The organism is Pseudomonas sp. MB-090624, from assembly GCF_003205245.1.
Lineage (GTDB): Bacteria > Pseudomonadota > Gammaproteobacteria > Pseudomonadales > Pseudomonadaceae > Aquipseudomonas > Aquipseudomonas juntendi.
In genome coordinates this window covers 15996-36113 of the sequence record NZ_QJRK01000053.1, presented here as the reverse complement: position 1 = coordinate 36113, position 20118 = coordinate 15996, and the positions used below count along the sequence as shown (strand labels likewise).

General features: G+C 64.1%; 17 protein-coding genes and 3 pseudogenes. 11 read left to right on the top strand and 9 right to left on the bottom strand.

From position 1 onward, the window contains the following. Positions 1-43 precede the first annotated feature (43 nt). Positions 44-472 carry a PAS domain S-box protein gene (locus DMX12_RS24460; protein ID WP_110679685.1) on the bottom strand — a complete coding sequence of 143 codons (429 nt, stop codon included), beginning with the start codon at positions 470-472 and terminating at the stop codon, positions 44-46. A 127-nt stretch (positions 473-599) separates the two neighbouring features. Here DMX12_RS24460 and DMX12_RS24455 point away from each other — a divergent pair, with 127 nt between their 5' ends. Next, a complete protein-coding gene (locus tag DMX12_RS24455; protein WP_110679684.1) occupies positions 600-1055 on the top strand; it encodes a flavodoxin in 456 nt (151 codons plus the stop codon). A 69-nt stretch (positions 1056-1124) separates the two neighbouring features. Here the strand turns inward: DMX12_RS24455 and DMX12_RS24450 are convergent, their stop codons facing one another. Then, entirely contained in the window at positions 1125-2021 is an 897-nt protein-coding gene (locus tag DMX12_RS24450; protein ID WP_029886899.1) for a LysR family transcriptional regulator, read from the bottom strand. 96 nt (positions 2022-2117) lie between these two features. On the opposite strand from DMX12_RS24450, the gene DMX12_RS24445 reads away from it, so the two are divergent. The 4 genes and pseudogenes from DMX12_RS24445 to DMX12_RS24430 all read left to right on the top strand — a co-directional run bounded on the left by DMX12_RS24445 (position 2118) and on the right by DMX12_RS24430 (position 5283). Beyond that, on the top strand, positions 2118-2504 hold the full coding sequence (locus tag DMX12_RS24445; protein ID WP_009682672.1) for a CidA/LrgA family protein: 387 nt from the start codon (positions 2118-2120) through the stop codon (positions 2502-2504). Next, on the top strand, positions 2494-3180 hold the full coding sequence (locus tag DMX12_RS24440) for an LrgB family protein (protein WP_054906051.1): 687 nt from the start codon (positions 2494-2496) through the stop codon (positions 3178-3180). Before DMX12_RS24445 ends, DMX12_RS24440 begins: the two co-directional genes overlap by 11 nt. 176 nt (positions 3181-3356) lie before the next feature. Further along, positions 3357-4257 (top strand): annotated as a pseudogene (locus tag DMX12_RS24435) (alpha/beta fold hydrolase). Between the two features lie 114 nt (positions 4258-4371). Then, a complete protein-coding gene (locus DMX12_RS24430) occupies positions 4372-5283 on the top strand; it encodes an SDR family oxidoreductase (protein WP_110679693.1) in 912 nt (303 codons plus the stop codon). 785 nt (positions 5284-6068) lie between these two features. Here DMX12_RS24430 and DMX12_RS24420 read toward each other — a convergent pair. Next, on the bottom strand, positions 6069-6851 hold the full coding sequence (locus tag DMX12_RS24420; RefSeq protein WP_009682676.1) for an IclR family transcriptional regulator: 783 nt from the start codon (positions 6849-6851) through the stop codon (positions 6069-6071). A gap of 173 nt (positions 6852-7024) precedes the next feature. On the opposite strand from DMX12_RS24420, the gene hmgA reads away from it, so the two are divergent. From hmgA to maiA, 3 genes are read left to right on the top strand one after another with little or no spacing between them, the layout of a single operon-like run. Then, the gene (hmgA, locus tag DMX12_RS24415) at positions 7025-8326 is read left to right on the top strand and encodes a homogentisate 1,2-dioxygenase (protein ID WP_110679683.1); all 1302 of its coding nucleotides are present in this window, start codon (positions 7025-7027) and stop codon (positions 8324-8326) included. A 3-nt stretch (positions 8327-8329) separates the two neighbouring features. Further along, positions 8330-9622 (top strand): fumarylacetoacetase, encoded by a 1293-nt coding sequence (gene fahA, locus DMX12_RS24410; RefSeq protein ID WP_054906054.1) that lies wholly within the window; start codon positions 8330-8332, stop codon positions 9620-9622. A gap of 11 nt (positions 9623-9633) precedes the next feature. Further along, a complete protein-coding gene (gene maiA / locus DMX12_RS24405; RefSeq protein WP_110679682.1) occupies positions 9634-10266 on the top strand; it encodes a maleylacetoacetate isomerase in 633 nt (210 codons plus the stop codon). Here the strand turns inward: maiA and DMX12_RS24400 are convergent. Then, a complete protein-coding gene (locus DMX12_RS24400) occupies positions 10260-11066 on the bottom strand; it encodes a SirB1 family protein (protein ID WP_110679681.1) in 807 nt (268 codons plus the stop codon). The genes maiA and DMX12_RS24400 overlap by 7 nt on opposite strands. Before the next feature lie 123 nt (positions 11067-11189). Here DMX12_RS24400 and DMX12_RS24395 point away from each other — a divergent pair. Beyond that, positions 11190-12210, top strand: a pseudogene (locus tag DMX12_RS24395) (Leu/Phe/Val dehydrogenase). Positions 12211-12718: 508 nt separating this feature from the next. Here DMX12_RS24395 and DMX12_RS24390 read toward each other — a convergent pair. Both DMX12_RS24390 and DMX12_RS24380 read right to left on the bottom strand, forming a co-directional pair. Further along, positions 12719-12982: a YebG family protein gene (locus DMX12_RS24390; RefSeq protein ID WP_009681698.1), complete on the bottom strand. Its 264-nt coding sequence runs from the start codon at positions 12980-12982 to the stop codon at positions 12719-12721. Positions 12983-13432: 450 nt separating this feature from the next. Next, positions 13433-13609, bottom strand: a pseudogene (locus DMX12_RS24380) (DUF3077 domain-containing protein); the annotation flags it as partial. A 540-nt stretch (positions 13610-14149) separates the two neighbouring features. Between DMX12_RS24380 and DMX12_RS24370 the strand changes: the two are divergent. Further along, positions 14150-14620, top strand: coding sequence for a phosphate-starvation-inducible protein PsiE (locus DMX12_RS24370; RefSeq protein WP_009681701.1), 471 nt, complete (start codon positions 14150-14152; stop codon positions 14618-14620). 3 nt (positions 14621-14623) lie between these two features. Here DMX12_RS24370 and DMX12_RS24365 read toward each other — a convergent pair whose 3' ends face one another. Beyond that, positions 14624-14914 (bottom strand): DUF3509 domain-containing protein, encoded by a 291-nt coding sequence (locus DMX12_RS24365; RefSeq protein WP_009684480.1) that lies wholly within the window; start codon positions 14912-14914, stop codon positions 14624-14626. Between the two features lie 141 nt (positions 14915-15055). On the opposite strand from DMX12_RS24365, the gene DMX12_RS24360 reads away from it, so the two are divergent. After that, positions 15056-17008: a pilus assembly protein TadG-related protein gene (locus DMX12_RS24360; RefSeq protein WP_256599097.1), complete on the top strand. Its 1953-nt coding sequence runs from the start codon at positions 15056-15058 to the stop codon at positions 17006-17008. Here the strand turns inward: DMX12_RS24360 and DMX12_RS24355 are convergent. Together DMX12_RS24355 and DMX12_RS24350 are read right to left on the bottom strand one after the other, a co-directional pair. Continuing rightward, positions 16993-19638 carry a PAS domain-containing sensor histidine kinase gene (locus tag DMX12_RS24355; protein WP_110679679.1) on the bottom strand — a complete coding sequence of 882 codons (2646 nt, stop codon included), beginning with the start codon at positions 19636-19638 and terminating at the stop codon, positions 16993-16995. The two genes, DMX12_RS24360 and DMX12_RS24355, sit on opposite strands and share 16 nt — an antisense overlap. Continuing rightward, positions 19635-20078 carry a TadE/TadG family type IV pilus assembly protein gene (locus tag DMX12_RS24350; RefSeq protein WP_110679678.1) on the bottom strand — a complete coding sequence of 148 codons (444 nt, stop codon included), beginning with the start codon at positions 20076-20078 and terminating at the stop codon, positions 19635-19637. Before DMX12_RS24350 ends, DMX12_RS24355 begins: the two co-directional genes overlap by 4 nt. Positions 20079-20118 lie beyond the last annotated feature (40 nt).

The following is a 20118-nucleotide window of genomic DNA, read 5'->3' as shown; positions in this document are numbered from 1 at the left end:
GGCGATTTCTTCAACGTAGTTGACCGTAACCGGGGGGCTTGGTTCAGGTGCGTTCGTCGGCTTTCAGACGAGCGCGCAGTTCGGCCAGCTCCCGCTCCATTTCCACCTGGCGGGTGACGTCCTTCTGAATGCCGATGAAGTAGGTACGTCGCTCGGCGTCGTTCCTTACCGCCGTGATCGACAGCTCGTTCCAGAAGGCACTGCCATCCTTGCGGTAGTTGCGCATCACTTCCCGGCACGGGCGGCGTTCGGCCAAGGCTTTGCGAATGCGCGCACGCGCGAGCTGGTCACGGTCGTCAGCCTGCAGGAAGCGGCAATCCTGGTAGAGTATTTCGTCCCGGCTGTAGCCGGTCAGGCGTTCGAACGCAGCGTTGACGTAAATGAGGATGGTGTCGTCGCCTTCCTGTTCGGCAACCACGATCCCGTCATGGGATGCGTCGACCATCGATTGCAGCAGTTTTGCGTTGATCATGTTCAGGCCATGCGGCAGGCAGTAAAAACGGACGCGCTGTAGCAGGCGGCTTTGGCAGAGGCGGCCTTTTGCCAGCGCTGAATGCTAGTATCCTACGTTTTCACTCAGTTTCGGAATCCTCTACCCGATGAAAGTCGCCATTATTTCCGGATCGGTCTATGGCACCGCCGAAGAAGTCGCCCGTCATGCAGAAACGAGGCTCAACGCCGCCGGCTACCAAGCCTGGCACGCCGCACGTGCCACTTTGCAGGACCTTGAAGGTTTTGCCCCGCAGGCCCTGCTGGCCGTGACATCGACTACCGGTATGGGTGAGCTGCCGGACAACCTGATGCCCTTGTACTGCAGCCTGCGTGACAGCCTGCCAGCGGCCTTCCGTGGCCTGCCGGGTGCAGTGATTGCGCTGGGCGATTCCAGCTATGGCGATACCTACTGCGGGGGTGGCGAACAGCTGCGCGAGCTGTTTGCCGAGCTGGGCGTGCGCGAGGTGCAGCCGATGCTGCAACTGGATGCCAGCGAGACGGTGACCCCGGAAACGGATGCCGAGCCGTGGCTGGCCAAGTTGGCTGATGCCTTGAAAGGCTGACGGTCAGGGTTAGCAATTATGGGCCTGCCGCAGGGAGTGCCCGGGCAGACCTGCCAGCCAGACCCCGATTCATGCCTCGCTGCCGGGTACCGGCCATTCGCGCAGCAGCGCCAACCACGCTTGCGCGGCCCGCGACAAATACGCGCCACGCCGCCAGATGAAGGCAATGTCCCAGCGCAGGTCCCCCGGTGAGCGCAGGGGCATACGCACCACACCAGGGCGTTCCAGGGCTTTTGCCACCACCCGGGGCAGCAGCACCACGCCCTGGCCTGCCGCGACCAACGCTGCCAGGAAATCTGCCTGGCCACTGCGCCCGCCTTCCGTCGGGGTGAAGCCCTGCTGCTGGCAGGCTTTCACCAAACGGTCATTGAGCACGAAACTGCGCTGGTAGAGCAGGAACGGCGTTGCGGCCAATTGCTTCAGGTGCACCCCGCCCAGGCCTGCCAACGCATGCCCCGCCGGTAGCAGGGCATCCAGCGGCTCATTGCAGAACGGCTGGTATTCGAACCCGTCGTCGCTGGGCGTAAGGCTGCCACCGAGCTCCAGCTCGCCACTTCTGACGGCCTGCTCGATGCTACGGCTGCCACCCTCAACCAACTGGATGGCGATGTTCGGGTGGCGCCGCCGGTATTCGGCGAACAAACCGGCGAACAGCGCATCGCTGCCCAGCATCGGCAAGCCCAGGCGCAGTTCGCCACGCTCCATCTGGCTCAGATCGTCCAATTCGTTGAGCAGCGCCTGGCGTTGGCGCAGCAGGGCCTCGCCGCGCTCAAGCACGATGCGCCCGGCGGCGGTCAGGTGCAGGTGTGATGCCTGGCGTTCCAGCAGCGGCTGGCCCACATCTTGCTCAAGCTGCGCCACTTGCTTGCTGACGGCCGACTGACTGATGTGCAGGGTCTGTGCAGCCTGGGTAAAGCCGCCCCGGTGCACCACTTCGATAAAGCTGCGCAGCTGTTTGAATTCCATGTGCCAATTCCATTATGGAATGGTAGCCAGTCTAACAATTCGCTTCTGGCCTAGGCAGCCAAAACTTAAAATGAGGGCCTGTCGAGGAACACCGCCATGAAACCCGCGTTACTGAAAAAACTGCTGCGCCTGCTTGCCGAGCTGGCGACCCTGTATGCCCTGTTTGCACTCGGTGGCCAGCTGGCCACTTGGCTGGGCTGGCCTATTCCCGGCGGGGTCATGGGCCTGGCGTTGTTGTTGCTGTTGTTCGCCGTGGGGGCACTGAAGCCAGCCATGCTGCAACTGGGCGCCGGTTGGTTGATGGCCGAAATGCTGCTGTTCTTCATTCCTGCACTGATGAGCCTGCTGGACTACGGCGCGCTGATCCGGGACGAGGGCTGGCGCATCCTGCTGGTGATCGCCGTGAGCACGCTGATGGTGATGGTGGTGACGGCCCTGACCGTCGAACTTGTGTGCCGCTGGAGCATGCGCCATGAGCCTTGAACCCATGCCGTTGTTCTGGCTGGCGCTGACGTTGCTGGCTTACCTGGGCAGCCGCTGGCTGTACCGGCGCAGCAAGCGCTACCTGCTGTCGCCGCTGATTCTGGTGCCGGTGTTGCTGCTGGCGGTGGCTGTGCCGCTGCACACCGCCTATGCCGAGTACGCGCGCAATACCCACTGGCTGATGGGCGTGCTCGGCCCGGTGACCGTGGCCTTTGCCGTGCCGATCTGGCAGCAGCGGGCCATGCTTGCCCGGCATTGGCCGGCCTTGCTGGTCGGCATGCTGGCGGGCAGCAGTGCCTCCATCGCCAGTTCCTGGGGGTTGGCGCACCTGCTGGCGCTGGACAGTGCGACCAGCCTGTCGCTGGTGCCGCGTTCCATCACCACGCCCTTCGCCATGCCCTTGGCCCATGACCTGGGCGGTGTGCCCGAGCTGACGGCAGTGTTCGTGATGTTCACCGGGGTGCTCGGTGCCATGTTCGGTGGCGTGCTGCTGCGTTGGTTGCCGCTGCGCACGCCGTTGGCCCGGGGGGCATTGTTCGGCGTGGGCGCGCACGGTGCCGGGGTCAGCCGGGCCCAGGAAGTGGGCCGCGAGGAAGGCTCGGTGGCCGGCCTGGTCATGGTCCTGACCGGGCTGCTGAACCTGTTCGCTGCACCGCTGCTGGCCATGTTGCTCTGACCGTTCGTGCCACTGACTCGCTCAGTCATCAAGCTGGCTGGCAACGCAAGTTCCACCCCTGGTAGGGCTGGCTAGACTCACCCTCGACATAGAGAGCACATGAAAGTGCCGAGGTGACATGCAATGACCGCAGCCTTGCCCTATCCAGTCCACACCACTTAACCGGGTTACTTCTGATGCCTTTGGCCGAAATTCCATTGTGCGTCTGGCGTGGGACAGAGCTTCACATTCCGGGGCCAGAGCATCCGCTACTGGACCGCAGGGCAAGGAGAGCCCCTGCTTCTTTTACACGGCTTCCCCACCGCCAGTTGGGACTGGCATTACCTGTGGGGGCCTTTGACGCAGCGCTTTCGGGTGATTGCCTGCGACATGCTCGGTTTCGGCGATTCGGCTAAACCGGTCGACCACGCCTACAGCCTGATCGAGCAAGCCGACCTGCAGCAGGCCCTGCTCGCCCACCTGCAGGTGGACCAACCGGTGCATCTGCTTGCTCACGACTATGGCGGCAGCGTCGCTCAGGAACTGCTGGCGCGGCACCATGAGCAGCGCGCCGAGGTAGCCAGCTGCGTCTTTCTCAACAGTGGCCTGTTCGCCGAAAGCTGTCACCTGCTGCTGATCCAGAAGTTGCTGCTGAGCCGCTTCGGCTGGCTGGTGGGTCGCTCCTTCGGGCGTGACGACCTGGTGCGCAACATGACCCAGGTCCATGGCCCCTGCACCCACCCGAGCGAGAGTGCCCTGGACGATTTCTGGAGCCTGATCGCCGCCAACCGCGGTACGCGCGTGCTGCATAAACTGGTGGGCTATCTGCTGGAGCGCCGCCTGCACCGTGAGCGCTGGGTTGCGGCCATGCAGCGCCCAGGTGTGCCCCTGCGGCTGATCAACGGCATGGTCGACCCATTGTCAGGCGCGCACATGCTTGAGCGTTACCGGCAACTGGTGCCACAGCCAGACACCGTGCAACTGCAGGGTATAGGCCACTACCCGCACACCGAGGCGCCGGTGCAGGTGCTGCGGCATTACCTGGCCTTTCGTGAGCAACCACTGAGCTTTTGCCAGGCGAAAGTGGCGTGGTCCTGAGCGGGCCTCATGGCCCGGCGTTATTACCAGGCATTCAGCCTGCGTGAGCTTGATTGTCTGCTTGCCGCCGGCGGCAGACACTCGGCTGACCTGAACCTGCCTGGAGCCCTTGGCATGAGCGAGCCTGTACTTCTGCAAGATCGTGTGGTGATCGTTACCGGCGCCGGTGGCGGCCTGGGCCGTGCCCACGCGCTGCTGTTCGCCGCCCGCGGGGCCAAGGTGGTAGTCAACGACCTCGGCGGTTCCACCCACGGGGAGGGCGCCAGCGCCAGCGCTGCCGACCGGGTGGTGCAGGAGATTCGCGCCGCCGGGGGCAGTGCGGTTGCCAACCATGACTCGGTCAGCCAGGGTGCCCGCATTGTCGAGCAGGCCCTGGACAGCTATGGCCGCGTCGATGTCGTGGTGAACAACGCCGGCATCCTGCGTGACAAGACTTTCCACAAGATGGACGACAGCGACTGGGAGCAGGTTTACCAAGTGCATGTCGAAGGCGCCTACAAAGTTACCCGCGCGGCCTGGCCACACCTGCGTGAGCAGAACTGGGGGCGGGTGATATTCACGGCGTCCACCTCTGGCATCTACGGTAATTTTGGCCAGGCCAATTACGGCATGGCCAAACTGGGCTTGTACGGGCTTACCCGTACCTTGGCCATCGAAGGGCGCAAGCACGGCATCCTGGTCAACGCCATTGCCCCAACCGGCGGTACGCGCATGACGGAAGGGCTGATTCCCCCGCAGGTGTTCGAACGGCTCAAGCCGGAGTTGGTCAGCCCCTTGGTGGTGTACCTGGGCAGCGAGCAGTGCCAGGGCAGTGGCGAGCTGTTCGAGGTGGGTGGGGGCTGGATCGGCAAGGTGCGCTGGGAGCGTAGCCTGGGGGTGGGTTTCGACCCGCGCGAAGGCTTCACGCCCGAGCAGGTCGCGCAGCAGTGGGAGCACATTGGTGATTTCGAAGGGGCAGTGCGCCCGCAGGACAGCTTGCAGGCGCTGCAGCAGATGATGGCCAACCTGCAGAAATACCCGCTGTAAGGCCGCTTGTGTCTTGGGAGAGGATTAGCATCTGGAGTGAGAGCGGTGAATGACAAGCTGAATGCCGCAGGTGCCTAGAGCACGAGTATGAGCAGAAGCTGTCATTCACCGTTCCACTTTGGCGAGAGCCCGAACAGTTGGATGCGGCTCTGATCTCGAATCACAAGCGTGGGCCAAGCCAAAGTCCTCTCACCGCTTCTTGGATATCGATGTTCCAGTCTTTCACTCGATGCGCTGGTGCGGCCACAGGGCATTAAAATTCATCCTCAGGGTGCCACTCAATGCGATGCTCAGGACTGGCGAGCCTTGGCTGGATCTGGTGTTGCCTCAGCCGAAGAGGGTGTAGATCAACAGCCAAAATGCAGGACTCGAAGATCACACGGTTCCTGTGGGAGCGGGCGTGCCCGCGAACACCGGCGCAGCCGGTGCCAGACACCGCGTCGCCTGCTTCGCGGGCAAGCCCGCTCCCACAATGAATCGCGCAGGCTTTTCAAATTTTGGGAAAGACAGTTGCTCCTGCAGGTGTCGCGTGGCCCTGAGGCTTTGCCGGTGTCCGCGGGCGTCATTATTCAGCGCAAAAAAAAGCCGCTGCAAGCCGCAGCGGCCAATCGAGACGTTAGATCAAGGAGCTTCAAAATCTACGTCAGTGCACCTCGCAGGCCTGAAAGGCGGGGGGAGAGCCCTTCATGCCGGCCAGTGAGTAAAGAATAAGCGCTTGATCCCGTAGGAAAAATAGCCGCTTATGACATTCACCTTTACGTTTCGGGCAACAGTTGCGCAGCTGTTCAGGCCGCGGGCGAGTAGCCCATTCGCCAGCTGGTTTCCCGCGTTGCCGCCAGCAACCGCTGTGCCGCCGGGCCATGCTCGTCGGCATGGAAGATCGATGTAGGCCCGACCACGGTCATCACCGCCGCAACCTGCCCCAGGGCATTGAATACCGGGGCCGACAATGCATCCACGCCCGGCATCAACAAGCCGTGTACATGGTGCAGGCCACGTTCGCGTATGCCGGCCAGTAGCGCTTGATAATCGTCGGCAGAGTGCTGCAGGGCGGCCAGTTCACGGTCACGCAGGTCTACCGTTTCCCGCTCGGGCAGGTAGGCAGCGAACACCAACCCGGTCGATGAGCTGAGCAGCGGCAGCACCGAGCCGATCTGCGTCACCACGGTCACCGCCCGCACCGCGGGCTCGATGCTGACCACGGTCGCGCCCTGGTTACCCCATACGGCGATGAAGCAGCTTTCGTTCAGTTCGTCGCGCAGTTGCGACAGGGGCAGTGCAGCAATTTTCAGCACATCGATGCTGCCTAGCGCCGCCAGCCCCACCCGCAATGCCTCACGCCCCAGGCCGTAATGGTTGGTGGCAGCATCCTGTTCGGCAAACCCGCTGGCGATCAATGCCTGCAGGTAGCGGTGCACCTTGCTCGCCGGCATCTGCACATGCTCGGCCAGGCGTGACAACGAGGTGGAAGGGGCCAATTCAGCCAAGGCCTTGAGGATGTCGGTGCCGACCTCCGCAGAGCGGACTTTCTGCTTGCCGTTGTCGGCGGTGGTACTGGCTTTGGCCATGGACAGCTGCTTCCGGATTCTTCAGTCGGGCCTTTATAGCTTGACGCCATGCGTGGAGCAAATTACGTTATTCGTAATCTGATTACGATAAAAACAATGCAGACCCGCTGCCGCCCACCCAAGGGCCTGCAGCCAACTGCCCGCAACGGCTCGACCAGAGCCCGGAGGCACCGATGAATCGCGATCTATCACCCGACCTTCACTACCTCAGCGGCTTTGGCAACGAGTTTGCCAGCGAAGCGCTGCCCGGTGCCTTGCCGGTCGGGCAGAACTCGCCGCAGCAGGCGCCCTATGGGCTGTACGCCGAACTGCTGTCCGGCACGGCGTTCACCATGGCCCGTAGCGAGCTGCGGCGGACCTGGTTGTACCGTATCCGCCCGTCTGCCTTGCACCCACGTTTCGAGCGCCTGGCGCGCCAACCGCTACAGGGCCCGCTGGGGGGCATCAACCCCAATCGCCTGCGCTGGAGCCCCCAGCCGATTCCCGCCGAACCCACCGACTTCATCGAAGGTTGGCTGCCGATGGTGGCCAACGCCACGGCAGACAAACCGAGCGGCGTGAGCATCTACATCTACTGCGCCAACCGCTCCATGGAGCGGGTGTGCTTCAACGCCGATGGCGAACTGTTGCTGGTGCCGGAACAGGGCCGCCTGCGCATTGCCACCGAGCTGGGCGTGCTGCAGGTCGAGCCGCTGGAGATTGCGGTGATCCCGCGTGGCATGAAGTTCCGTGTCGAGTTGCTCGACGGCCAGGCCCGCGGCTACATCGCCGAAAACCACGGCGCCCCCTTGCGCCTCCCGGACCTGGGCCCGATCGGCAGCAATGGCCTGGCCAACCCGCGGGATTTCCTCACCCCGGTGGCGCACTACGAAGAAACCACCGGCCCGCAGCAGCTGGTCCAGAAGTTTCTGGGTGAGCACTGGGCCTGCGAACTGCAGCATTCGCCGCTGGACGTGGTTGCCTGGCATGGCAGCAACGTGCCGTACAAGTACGACCTGCGCCGCTTCAACACGTTGGGTACGGTCAGTTTCGACCACCCGGACCCGTCGATCTTCACCGTGCTGACGTCGCCGACAAGCGTGCATGGCCTGGCCAACATGGACTTCGTGATCTTCCCGCCGCGCTGGATGGTGGCCGAGAACACCTTCCGCCCACCGTGGTTCCACCGCAACCTGATGAACGAGTTCATGGGCCTGATCCAGGGTGCCTACGATGCCAAGGCCGAGGGCTTCCTGCCGGGTGGGGCGTCGTTGCACGGGGTGATGAGCGCCCATGGACCCGATGCCGAAACCTGCGAAAAAGCCATTGCCGCCGAGTTGGCCCCGCACAAGGTCGACAACACCATGGCGTTCATGTTCGAGACCAGCCAGGTGCTGCGCCCGAGCGTGCAAGCGCTGCAATGCCCGCAATTGCAGGCCGACTACGATAGTTGCTGGGCCACCTTGCCGAGCACCTTCAACCCGAACCGGAGATAACCCATGAACCACACTGCCATTGCCCGTAGCTGGGTCGAGCACGCCAACGGGCACAGCGACTTCCCGCTGCAGAACCTGCCAATGGGCATCTTCAGCCGGCCAGGTGAAGCCAGGCGCTGTGGCGTGGCCATTGGCGACGCAATCCTCGACCTGGAGGCGGTGCTGGCCGCCGGCCTGTTCGACGGCGCAGCCAAGGCTGCCGTCGAGGCGACCCGGGGTGGGGCACTGAACGCATTCTTCGCATTGGGGCGCAGCGCGCGGGTGGCCCTGCGCGAACGCTTGCAGGCATTGCTGGGTGAACACAGCGAACACCAGGCGGCGCTGAAGCCGGCCCTGCTCAACGCCGGCGACTGCCAGTTGCACGTACCGGCGCAGATCGGTGACTACACCGACTTCTACGTGGGTATCGAACACGCCAAGAACGTCGGCAAGCTGTTCCGCCCCGACAACCCGTTGCTGCCCAACTACAAGTACGTGCCGATCGGTTATCACGGCCGTGCCTCGACCATCCGCCCCTCGGGTACCGAGGTGCGCCGGCCAAAGGGCCAGACCTTGCCGGCCGGGCACACCGAGCCCAGCTTTGGCCCCTGTGCGCGCCTGGACTACGAGCTGGAACTGGGTATCTGGGTCGGCCAGGGCAACGCCATGGGTGAAGCGATTGCGGTAGGTGATGCTGCCGAACACGTGGCCGGCCTGTGCCTGCTCAACGACTGGTCGGCGCGCGACATCCAGGCCTGGGAATACCAGCCGCTGGGGCCGTTCTTGTCGAAAAGCTTCATTACCAGTATTTCGCCGTGGGTGGTCACCGCCGAGGCGCTGGCGCCGTTCCGCTGCGCCCAGCCGGCCCGGCCGCAAGGCGACCCGCAGCCACTGCCGTACCTGCTGGACGAGCGCGACCAGGCTGCGGGCGCGTTCGATATCGAGCTGGAAGTACTGTTGCTGACCGCGCGCATGCGTGAGCAGGGCCTTGCCCCGCACCGCCTGACCTTGAGCAACACCCGCAGCATGTACTGGACCGTGGCCCAACTGGTTGCCCACCACAGCGTCAACGGCTGCCAGTTGCAGCCGGGCGACCTGTTCGGCTCGGGCACCCTCTCCGGTGCCACCCCTGGCTCGTACGGCAGCCTGCTGGAAATCACCGAAGGCGGCAAACTGCCGGTGGAGCTGGCCAGTGGCGAGGTGCGCAAGTTCCTCGAAGACGGTGACGAGATCATCCTGCGCGCCCGCTGCCAGCGTGACGGCGTGGCCAGCATCGGCTTCGGCGAATGCCGTGGCACGGTCGTCGCGGCCAACTGAGGGGGCAGGGCATGGAGCTGTACACCTATTACCGTTCCACCTCGTCGTACCGGGTGCGCATCGCGCTGGCACTCAAGGGCCTGGCCTACCAGGCCTTGCCGGTGAACCTGCTGCAAGGTGAACAGCGTGGCGCCGGCTACAGGGCCGTCAACCCGCAGGGCCGCGTGCCAGCCTTGCGCAATGACGGCGGTGAAGTGCTGGTGCAGTCGCCGGCGATCATCGAGTACCTGGAAGAGGTGTACCCACAGCCCGCCCTGCTGCCGGCCAATGCCGAGCGGCGGGCCAAGGTGCGCGGTGTGGCGGCGATCATCGGTTGCGACATTCACCCGCTGCACAATGTCAGCGTGCTGAACCGGCTGCGCCAGGCCGGTCAGGACGAGGGCCAGGTGAACGCCTGGATCACACACTGGATCAGCCAGGGTCTGGCGGCCGTGGAACAGTTGATTGGCGATGAAGGTTTCTGTTTTGGCGATACCCCGGGCCTGGCCGATGTGTACCTGATTCCGCAGTTGTACGCGGCTGAGCGTTTCGCTGTCGACCTTGGCGGTTACCCGCGCATTCAACGGGTTGCCGCACTGGCAGCCGCGCACCCGGCATTCGCCCAGGCCCACCCGGCCCGGCAGCCGGACACCCCGGCTCAGTGAAGTGAGCGGTTCGCCGCCGGAAGCTTGCCGATGCGCTCGCACAGCTTCAGGCGCTGGACCGGGTCTTCCGTCAGCAGCAGGGCATGCTCCAGGTCGTAGCGTTCGGCTTGGGGGCAGTCCAGGTGTTGGTAAAGCGAGGCGCGGGTCATGTAGTCCGCGACCTGCACCGGCCCTAATTGCATGACCCGTTCGGCGTCGATCAACGCCGCCAGGTGGTTGTCATGGCTGATATGCAGTTGGCGCAGGTTGCGCGACAGGCGCTGCAGCATCTGCTGCGCGCTGGCGGTGCGCAGGTGCTCTGCCGTCAGCGGCAGGTCGGGGCCAAACTGGCGTGCCAGCAGCTCGCGACAGTCGCTGGGGTACAGGCGCCTGCCGCCACAGGGGTCAAGCAGGTGGTCGGCACCCGGCACGCGCAACAGGAAGTGCCCGGGAAAACCCACGCCCTCCAGCGGTATGCACAAACGCCTGGCCAGCTCGAGGGCGAGGATGGCCAGGGCCAGCGGTTGGCCTCGGCGGCGTTGCAGCACCTTGTCCAGCATGGCGGCATGTGGCCGCAACGGCAGGTATTCGTCTTGCACAAACCCCAGTGCATTGAGTTGGCGCAGCAGAGGCTGTGCTAGTTCACTCAACGGTAGCATGGGCAGGTGGGCACTGATTTCGCGCTGCAGGTCGTGCACGGTGGCAAGGCTGGCGGCAGGCGCGACGTTAGGGTCGTGCTCGGCGGCAACCCACAATGCGGCTTCCAGCAGGGCGACGGGCTCGCGTTCCAGGCAGGCCAGGCAGGCTTGACGTGGGTTCATGGGGCTTCTCCACACTCGCTTGAGTATTAGCTGCCGTGCGGGGTTTCGTCCAGTGGTCTGCCGGCGGCTGCAAACATGAGGGCGGGCTTATACTGGGTGCTGCACCTGTTGGGGAGCCTGTCGATGTTCGCGCTGATGCAAAGCACCCGTACCCAGTCACTGCACTTGTTCACCGACCCGACCACGGGCCTGAAAGCGGTGGTGGCGATCCACAGCCAGCAGTTGGGGCCGGCGCTGGGTGGCTGCCGCTACCTGCCGTACGCCGATGACGAAAGCGCCATGGCCGACGCGATTCGCCTGGCCCAGGGCATGAGCTACAAAGCGGCACTGGCGGGCTTGCCCGTGGGGGGCGGCAAGGCGGTGATCTTGCGCAACCCGCATGTGGAAAACCGCGCAGCTTTGTTCGAGGCCTTCGGCCGCTTCGTCGATACCTTGCAAGGGCGTTTCATCATTGCCGTGGACAGTGGCACCTCGACCCTGGACATGGACTGCATCGCCCAGAGCACGCCGCATGTGACCAGTACCACGGCCTCGGGTGATCCCTCACCGCATGCGGCAATGGGGGTATTCGCCGGCATCCGCGCCACGTCCTATGCCCGCTTGGGCAGCTACAACCTCGAAGGCCTGCGGGTAGCGGTGCAAGGGCTGGGTAATGTTGGCTACGCCCTGGCCGAACAACTGCATGCGGCGGGGGCGGAACTGTTGGTGAGCGACCTGGACACAGGGCGGGTACGGCTGGCTGTTGAGCAGCTCGATGCACACCCGGTGACCCATGATGCGTTGATCAGCACCCCCTGCGACATCTTTGCCCCGTGCGGTGTGGGGCCGGTGCTGAACGGGCAGAGCGTGATGCAAACTGCGCTGCGCGGCGGTGGCGGGGGCGGCGAACAACCAGCTGACCACCTTGCAGGTGGCTGACCAGCTGGAGACCCGCGGGATACTGTATGCGCCCGATTACGTGATCAATGCCGGTGGCTTGATTTACGTGGCGCTCACCCACCGTGGCGAAGACCTGGGCACCATCACCTCGCACCTGGCACGCATACCTTCGCGGCTGACCGAAGTGTTCGGCCATGCCCAAGCAGAGAAACGCTCGCCGGCGCGGGTGGCGCAGATGTTGGCGGAGCGGTTGTTGTATGGCTGACGGGGTTTGTGTTGCATGCACCGGCCTCATCGCTGGCAAGCCAGCCCACAGGAATCGCCTTATGGCTGACAGGTGTTTGCCACAAGGTATGGCAACGCCTGTTAGAGCGAGCGCCGCCCGCGCGGCGCAATCGCGAGCTGCGCTCGATCCTACGTTTGTTTCGGGCCAATTATTCCTGTGGGATTCGCGCGCGAACGCCTTGGTGCATGCCTCAATATCGCGCCGTACAAACAAGGCGGCCGCGCGCGCCTGTCACAGGCGTTACTGGCCCGAAACAAACGTAGGAGCGAGCGCAGCTCGCGATTGCGCCGCGCGGGCGGCGCTCGATCTCACAGGCGCTGAAGATGCTCCGGCTACCCTTGCCAGGAACCATAGAATCTCCCACAGGTACCCCACAACCTTCAAGACTTGTGCGTACCTGTGGAAATCCCCACAGATTTCTCACAATTCTCAAGATTTGCGGTACCTGTGGGAGCTGGCTTGCCAGCGATGAGGCCGGTGCAGGTAATCACTCGGCTGATTGCCCGTCGAGCAACTCGGCCAACGCATCCGGCTGGCTCTTGAACGCCCGGGCGAACACATCGCGGTTCTTGGCCATGTAGATACCGGCTTCTTCAACCTGCTGCTCGGTCAGCGATGGCACTGCCTTATGCAGCACTTCAGCCAGGCGCTCGGCCAGTTCGAGCATTTTGTCGTGACGGTCGGCTTCTGCCTTATCCATGAACAAGCGCTCCGGGTCGCGGCTGCTGCGGTACACCACTTCGACGGCCATTCATCACCTCTATGCCTTTTTGCTGGTTTGCAATTTACTGTATCTATATACAGTAATGGCAATGTTGGTTGGTTCGCAAGCAGAAATTGTAGTGGGGTGTTTTGCGGGGGCGTCCGGCACAACATCTTTATCGCCTGTGAGATCGAGCGCCGCCCGCGCGGCGCATCGCGACGCAAGGCCGCTCCTACATCTGTTTCGGGCCAGTTATGCCTGTGGGATTTGCGCGCGAACGCCCTGGCGCCCACCACGATATTGCGTCGTACAGACAAGGCGGTCGCGCGCGTCCGGCACAGGCAATACTGGCCCGAAACAAACGTAGGAGCGGGTTTACCCGCGAAGCGCCGCGCGGGCGGCGCTCGATCTCCCAGGCGCTGAAAATGCTACGACAACCCCCTGCCAGCCCTCCTGCAACCTAGTGCCAAACCCTCACTGCTTCATCCCCAGCTCGGCATCATCCATCAACCCGGTGATGGTCAATTCGCGCACATACCCCATCAACTCCGAAGACTGTTCGCGGGCATCCCTGCACGGGATCCCGGGCTCGATGCGGAATAGCGGGTGGGTGCCGTTTTCGCCCTGGTAGAAAGTGGTCTTGCCGACGGTGAACTGGGTGTCTTCTGTGGTCATTGGTCAGTCCCCTGATGTGCCTTTGGAATCAGGGTGTATTCGAGGGAATGGATGTAGCGGGGTGGATCGGGGATAACTCTCAGCATGATGTAGGCCTGTTCAAAATTGGGGCCACCACCTTCTGCTGTCAAACATCAAGGCGGCAGCTGTACATGGGTTGACAGACCGGTGAACAGAACCAAAAGCCGGCGCACACGAGGTGCCCCATGACAGCTGCCATAACGGCTAAGCCATGTGGTTAGTTCAGGGCGGCCTGTCAAAGCCGGTCGTTGATTGGCAACGACCGCCCGAGACTAGTGCGCACCACCGAACACCACAATGGCAGGGAGTATCTTTGGGAAATGCCCTACAAGAAAGGGCTTAAATCTGATTTTCCGCTGGCGCAATGCCATCTCATTTTCTGCAGCTTGCCATGCCACAAAGTGCCTTGCGGCAATCGGCCGCCTTCCCATGGCAGGGGCCTGGCCCTTTAACTGCATGGCAGAAACGTCACACCCGTGGCGCATCATCCTTGAAAGTCGTAGTGGGGAATGAAACATCGTGAACATCAAATGGGCAGAAAAACTGCGCAAGGGCCTGCACGGCTCGGCCGACTCGCTGGGCAACCTGTGCGTCGAAGCCTTCCATTACCTTGCCCTGTTCGGCATCGGCGCCATCACCGCCTATGCGGCGGTAGTCACCTTCCTGGACATGCTCGGCAAAGGCGGGATCAGCGTCGATGACATCCTGCTGCTGTTCATCTACCTGGAGCTGGGGGCCATGGTCGGGATCTACTTCAAGACCAACCACATGCCCATCCGCTTCCTCTTGTACGTGGCAATCACCGCGCTCACCCGCCTGCTGATCGGCGATGTTTCGCACCACAAGGCGCCGGATGAAGGGCTGCTGTACCTGTGCGGGGGCATTCTGCTGCTGGCGTTCTCGATCCTGGTGGTGCGCTACGCCTCGTACCGCTACCCCTCGACCAAGGTGCTGGATGCCAACGGCAAGCAGGTGGAAGAGGGCAAGTAGCCCTCAATTGGCCAGGAACGCACGGGGCTCGTGACGGGCGTCGCGGGTCAGCGCAGCCAGCACCTGCAAGGGGTTCTGGCCCAGCTCGATCGCCAGGCCCAGGCGTATGCTGTCGATCACCCGCTGCAGGCGCACCGGGTCGTTGCGCTGGGCTCGGGTGATCAGGCGCTTGGCAACCACGCCTGCGTCATCGGAAAGGGTCAGCATGATGCTGCCGTCAAGGTTGGCAATGCTCAGGTTGACCCGGTATTCGGGGGCGAAAGCGGCGCTGATCTGCTCGAATGGATTGTTCATGCCAGAAGCCTGCAAAGGTGGACTGCAGAAATTGACCGGCCCGCACCCGGTTCGTTCAAGTAGGGCAATTGGCCATTAGCGCATCTACACTCCTTGCATCGCAGCCGCGACGCATGGCCAATGGCCGGCAAAGGAGTGCCCGTGCTTCCCTCATTCGCTGCCCGCCAGCGTGGCGCAATCGGCATCATGGCCGTGGTTACCCTGGGCCTGGCGCTGTTGTTCATGCTGCTGGTGATCGACAGCGGCCGGTTGTACCTGGAGCAGCGCAAGCTGCAACGCATTGCCGACATGGCCGCGCTGGAGGCGGCCGGCCAGTATGCCGTTTGCACCGGCAGCGGGCCGCAGGCCACGGTGGTTGCCCGGGCGGCGGCCACCCGCAACGGCCATGCGCCCGGCAACCCGCTGGCGGCCAGCTGCGGCTACTTGCAGACCGGCGCCAACAGCCTGCGCACCTTCACCACGGACAACAACCGCACCGAGGCGATCCGGGTGGATGTGAGCAACACGGTCCCCACCAGCGTCGCGGCGGGGGTGTATAGCCTGGCACAGGGCACAGGGGTGCCGCTGACCACCAGCTTGCACGCCCATGCGGTGGCATCGTCGCCTGTTCCACCGCAGGCCATGCTGAGTATCCGAACCACCCTGGCCACCGTCGATTCGCGACAGTCGGTGTTGCTCAATGCCCTGCTTGGTGCCTTGGGCGGTAACGTGCAGCTTGATGTGGCCGGTTGGCAAGGCATTGCCAGCACCCAGCTCAACGTGCTGCGCTACCTGGACCAACTGGCCATCGACCTCAACCTCAAGGCCGGTGACTACCGGCAACTGCTCAGCGCCGATGCTACCGCTACGCAACTGCTGCAGGCGGCGGTGAAAGTACTGCAGCAGAGCGGCGCGGCCGCCAACGTGGTGACCAACCTGGGCAAGCTGGCACTGGGTGCCAGCAACAGCACCTTGCTGCAGCTGGGCGATTTGCTCGACATCCAGAACGGCACCACGCAGGCCGGGCTGGATGCCAGTATCCAGTTGCTGCAACTGGTGCAGGGCGTTATCCAGCTGGCGGTCAGTGAAAGTGCGGCAACGGTGGACTTGCCGGTCAGCGTGCTGGGGCTGGTCAATGGCCGGGTCCGCCTGAAAGTGATCGAGCCGCAGCAGATTTCTGCGGTGGGTGACCCGCGCACCGATGAATTGCGGGTACATACCGCGCAGGTGCGGGCGATGATTTCGCTCGACCTGCCGCTGCTCGACTCGGTGTTCGGCTTGCTCAACGCGGTACTCGACCTGGTCGGGCCGATCACCAATGTGCTCAACAACCTGCTGAGCCTGAACCTCGCCAGTACCTTGCAATCGGTATTGTGCCTGGTCGGCGTGCCGTGCACTGTCACCGATATCATCCTGGTCCCGGACAAGCTGTCGCTGGATATCGGCCTTGAGGTGGCGGAAGCGACCACGCGCCTCGACCCGCAAGCGCCAGGCACCTTCAGTTGTTCACCCAAGCGCCTTGTCACGCAGGCGCAAAGCTCGGCGGCCAAGGTTGCGGTGGGGCGTTTCGAGTCCAGCAATGCGTTCTTCATGAGCGGCACCACGGTGGTCAAAGCATTGCCGTTGGTGGACATCGGCACCAAGCGGTGTACCCAGTTGCTGGGCATTGGCACGTGCCAGGCGCGTGTTCCTTTCGCCGCTGGCGGGCTGGGCGTGCGGGTCAGCAGCAAGGTCTTGGGCAGCGGGGCCGTCGAGCGCTCACTGGTGTTCCAGGCGCCCGACAGCGTGCCGCCCAACATCGGCCTCAGCCCTGCCTACCAGAGCATGCAAACCGCCAACAGCACGGTCGTCGGCAGCCTGGCCGAGACCTTGCAGGGCATACAGCTGGAAGCCTACAAACCCACCGTGAACAGCGGCCTCGGCGATGTGCTGGTGCTGGTTGGCAACGTGCTCGGCACGGTCAAAGGTATCGTCGAGCCCTTGATCAGGAACCTGCTCAGCCCGCTGCTCGACCCCTTGCTCAACGTGCTGCTCAAGGCCCTGGGCATCGACCTGGTCAACGCCGAGGTCGGCGCCAACCTCACCTGTGCCAACCGCGCTCAGTTGGCCTTGTAGATCGGCAACCACACTTCGAAGCAGGCGCCTTCGTTGCGGTTGTGCACCGCCAGCCTGCCGCCCATGGCATCGACGATGCCGTGGCTCACCGACAAACCGAGCCCAGTGCCGACCCCTGCTGGCTTGGTGGTGAAGAACGGCTCGAAAATGCGCTCGAGCAGGCGCGGGTCGATACCGCCGGCGTTATCTTCCACCAGCAGGCACAACTGCCCGTGCTCGATGCGCTGGCCTACGCGGATGTGTGGGTGGGCAACGCGCCGTTCCAGCAAAGCGTCCCGCGCATTGACTACCAGGTTGATCAGCACCTGCTCAAGCTGGTCCTGATGGCCAAGCACGTGCGGGCACCGCTCGGGTGCCTCGATGGCCAGCGTTACGCCTTTGCCGCACAAACCCTCGGCCAGCAGCGCCTGCGCACCGAGCACCGCCACCCAGGCGGCGAACACCTGCTGTTCCACCTCGGACCGCCGCCCATGGGTGCGCAGATGCTCGACCAGGCGAATGGCGCGCTCCAGCTGGTTGTCGATGCGCTGCAGCTTGCCTGTGAGGTACGGAACATCGGCGGCACCGCTTTCCAGGCGTTTCAGCCCGTTGACCACCGCCAGGCGCATGGTGGTCAACGGCTGGTTGATTTCATGCACCAGCCCCGTTGCCAGTTCGCCCAAGGTGGCCATCTTGGCTGCCTGCAGCAGTTGCTGCTGGCTATGGCGCACTGCCGTGTTGTCGCGGGCAACTGCCTGGATCTCCACCAGTTGCCCGTGCTCATCGAACAGGCCACGCTCGGCCCACACCCACCAGGCGTTGCGGCGCCCCGGTAATTGCAGGCAGACCTCGGCACTGCTCAACGGCTGCTGCGGGCTCAGCGTGGCGAGGCGCTGCACGAACGCCGTGCGTTGGCTATCGCTCATCCACTGGCCCAGGTTCATTTCGCCGAGTTGCTGTGGCGGGCACTCCAGCAGCTCGGCCAGCGGCCGATTGCCGAACAGCAATTGCAGCGCAGGCGTGTACCGGCAGATCAGCGCGGGCGAGTCTTCCACCAGCGCCCGGTAGCGCTCTTCGCTCTGGCGCACGCGTTCGGCAGCCTCGGTGGCCTCGCTGACATCCAGCCACAGGCCCACGACCTCGACCGGTTGCCCCAGGTCGTCACGTAGCAGGCGGGCCTCGTCCAGTATCCAGTGATAGCCGCCGCGCTCATCACGCAAGCGGTAGCGGCTGCGAACCTGGCCGTCGCGCAGTAGCGTGCGCGTACGTTCCAGCCATAGCGTGCGGTCGTCCGGGTGCACCGCCTGGCCGGGCTGCTGGGCCAATTCGCCGTCTTTGGGCCAGCCCAGTAGCGGGGTCAGGCTGGCGCTGAAAAAGTCACTGTGCAGCGCCCCGTCGGCGTAGCGCTGGATGTAGATCACCGCTGGCGAGCTGGCGATCAGGTTTTCCAGCCGTGCGCGGGCCGCCCCGGCCTGTAGCTCCTGGGCTTTCAAGGCGCTGATATCGAGCACGAAGCCCTGAACCTGGCGCCCGCGCAACTGGCCGACCCACTGCAGCCAGCGTGGGCCCGCCAGGTCGTCGGCGGGCAACAGGCGCAGGTTCAGGTTCAACGCGATGCCGTCGCGCAGTTGCGCCAGCGCCATGCGTGCAGCTTCGCGGTCGGCCGGGTGCAAACGGCCGAACCATTGTTCGCAGCTGGCATCGCGCGGCAGGCCCAGGCGTGATGCCAGGGCCGGGTCGAATGCCAGTGGCCCCTGCAAGGGCCATGACCACCAGCCAGCGCCCAGTTGCTGCTGCAGTTCATCCAGGTGGCAGGCGCGCTGCTGCAGCTGCTGCTGGCGCAGGCGGCTGAGCAGCGGTTCGACCAGCGCGGGCAGCAGGGTAGCCTGCGCTTGGGTTGTGGGTGGCCTTGGTGCCCCGGCACACAGTAACCAGGCCTGAACACAGTGGCCGTGCTGGTAGGGCAGGGCGACCAGCGGCAGGCCGGCAGCCGACGAGTGCAGCAGCGGGTGCTCGGCCGTCAGCTGCCGAGCGGCGGGTGGCAACGTATGCAGCCAGGCACGCAGGCGCTCGTCGTCTGCCCAGGGCCAAACGGCATCGCTGCTGGCGTAGCTGTACCAGCCGCTGTCACCTGGCAGCAGCAGGCGCAGGGCCCCCGCCTGCCAGTGCTCGGCCAAGTGTTGCAGTTGAGCGGTTGTGGTCGGCAGCAGCTGCTGTTCGTCGCAGTCACGCATGGCGCGGCCAAGCGCCAAGGCCAGGTGGTGCTGCGCCAGGTCATGGGCGTGTTTTTCGCGCTCACCCAGCAGGTCGCCGATATCGAACACCTGCAGCAGCCACCCGTCAGCCTGGCGCAGGAGCCAGCCGCGCGTGTGCAGGGCAGTGCCGTGCACGGTCACGAAGTCCAGGTCCAGCGGCTGCCCCTGCCAGTCCGCCGGGGCGCCTTCGAGTACCAGCCAGCTATGCCGTTGCAGGTAGTCATGCACCCGCGCGGCGTGGTGCGGGCTTGCCGGCAGCAGCGTGCGCAGGGGGCCGGCCAGGCGCAGCACGTGGCCTTGATCATCCAGCCACAATTGCAACCCGGTGGCTGGAGTGTGCTGTTCAACCGGCAGCGGGGCCTGGCCGCCGAGCCAGCGCTCGAACAGGCCGTTCACAGTTGCAGGCTCGCTTCGGCACGCAGCCGGTCGGGTAGGCGCGGTACCTCGCCAATCAACGGCAGCACCAGCATGGGCAGCACATGGGTGAGTTTTGCCTTGGGATAATCGATGGCTACCGTCAGCAGCTTGTTGGAGCCCAAGGTGACCTGTGCGTCGCTGGCCGGCTGGAAGTCGAAGGCAGCAGGCAGCCACTGCAACTGCTGGCTGATGACCTGGCGGGCCAGGTTCTGCACATCGTTGGTGTAGCTGGGGCTGTCCGGGTCCAGCGCCACGCAGCGGCGCACCGCCTCGGCGCTGGCCTGGTTGAACGATTGCAGCATGAGCATGGGCAGGGAATAGCTGACAAGGCCGTAGAACACGGCGAAGAAGATCATGAACACCGCGGCGAACTCGATGGCTGCCGCACCGTGCTGCCGTTTTGCCGGGCCTGCTTTCATGATTGCGTCTACCCTGACCATGTGTCCTGAACAACAGCAT

Coding starts and splice junctions, on each gene's coding strand:
- DMX12_RS24460 (WP_110679685.1), bottom strand. CDS start 472: ATGATCAACGCAAAACTGCTGCAATCGATGGTCGACGCATCCCATGAC.
- DMX12_RS24455 (WP_110679684.1), top strand. CDS start 600: ATGAAAGTCGCCATTATTTCCGGATCGGTCTATGGCACCGCCGAAGAA.
- DMX12_RS24450 (WP_029886899.1), bottom strand. CDS start 2,021: ATGGAATTCAAACAGCTGCGCAGCTTTATCGAAGTGGTGCACCGGGGC.
- DMX12_RS24445 (WP_009682672.1), top strand. CDS start 2,118: ATGAAACCCGCGTTACTGAAAAAACTGCTGCGCCTGCTTGCCGAGCTG.
- DMX12_RS24440 (WP_054906051.1), top strand. CDS start 2,494: ATGAGCCTTGAACCCATGCCGTTGTTCTGGCTGGCGCTGACGTTGCTG.
- DMX12_RS24430 (WP_110679693.1), top strand. CDS start 4,372: ATGAGCGAGCCTGTACTTCTGCAAGATCGTGTGGTGATCGTTACCGGC.
- DMX12_RS24420 (WP_009682676.1), bottom strand. CDS start 6,851: ATGGCCAAAGCCAGTACCACCGCCGACAACGGCAAGCAGAAAGTCCGC.
- hmgA (WP_110679683.1), top strand. CDS start 7,025: ATGAATCGCGATCTATCACCCGACCTTCACTACCTCAGCGGCTTTGGC.
- fahA (WP_054906054.1), top strand. CDS start 8,330: ATGAACCACACTGCCATTGCCCGTAGCTGGGTCGAGCACGCCAACGGG.
- maiA (WP_110679682.1), top strand. CDS start 9,634: ATGGAGCTGTACACCTATTACCGTTCCACCTCGTCGTACCGGGTGCGC.
- DMX12_RS24400 (WP_110679681.1), bottom strand. CDS start 11,066: ATGAACCCACGTCAAGCCTGCCTGGCCTGCCTGGAACGCGAGCCCGTC.
- DMX12_RS24390 (WP_009681698.1), bottom strand. CDS start 12,982: ATGGCCGTCGAAGTGGTGTACCGCAGCAGCCGCGACCCGGAGCGCTTG.
- DMX12_RS24365 (WP_009684480.1), bottom strand. CDS start 14,914: ATGAACAATCCATTCGAGCAGATCAGCGCCGCTTTCGCCCCCGAATAC.
- DMX12_RS24350 (WP_110679678.1), bottom strand. CDS start 20,078: ATGAAAGCAGGCCCGGCAAAACGGCAGCACGGTGCGGCAGCCATCGAG.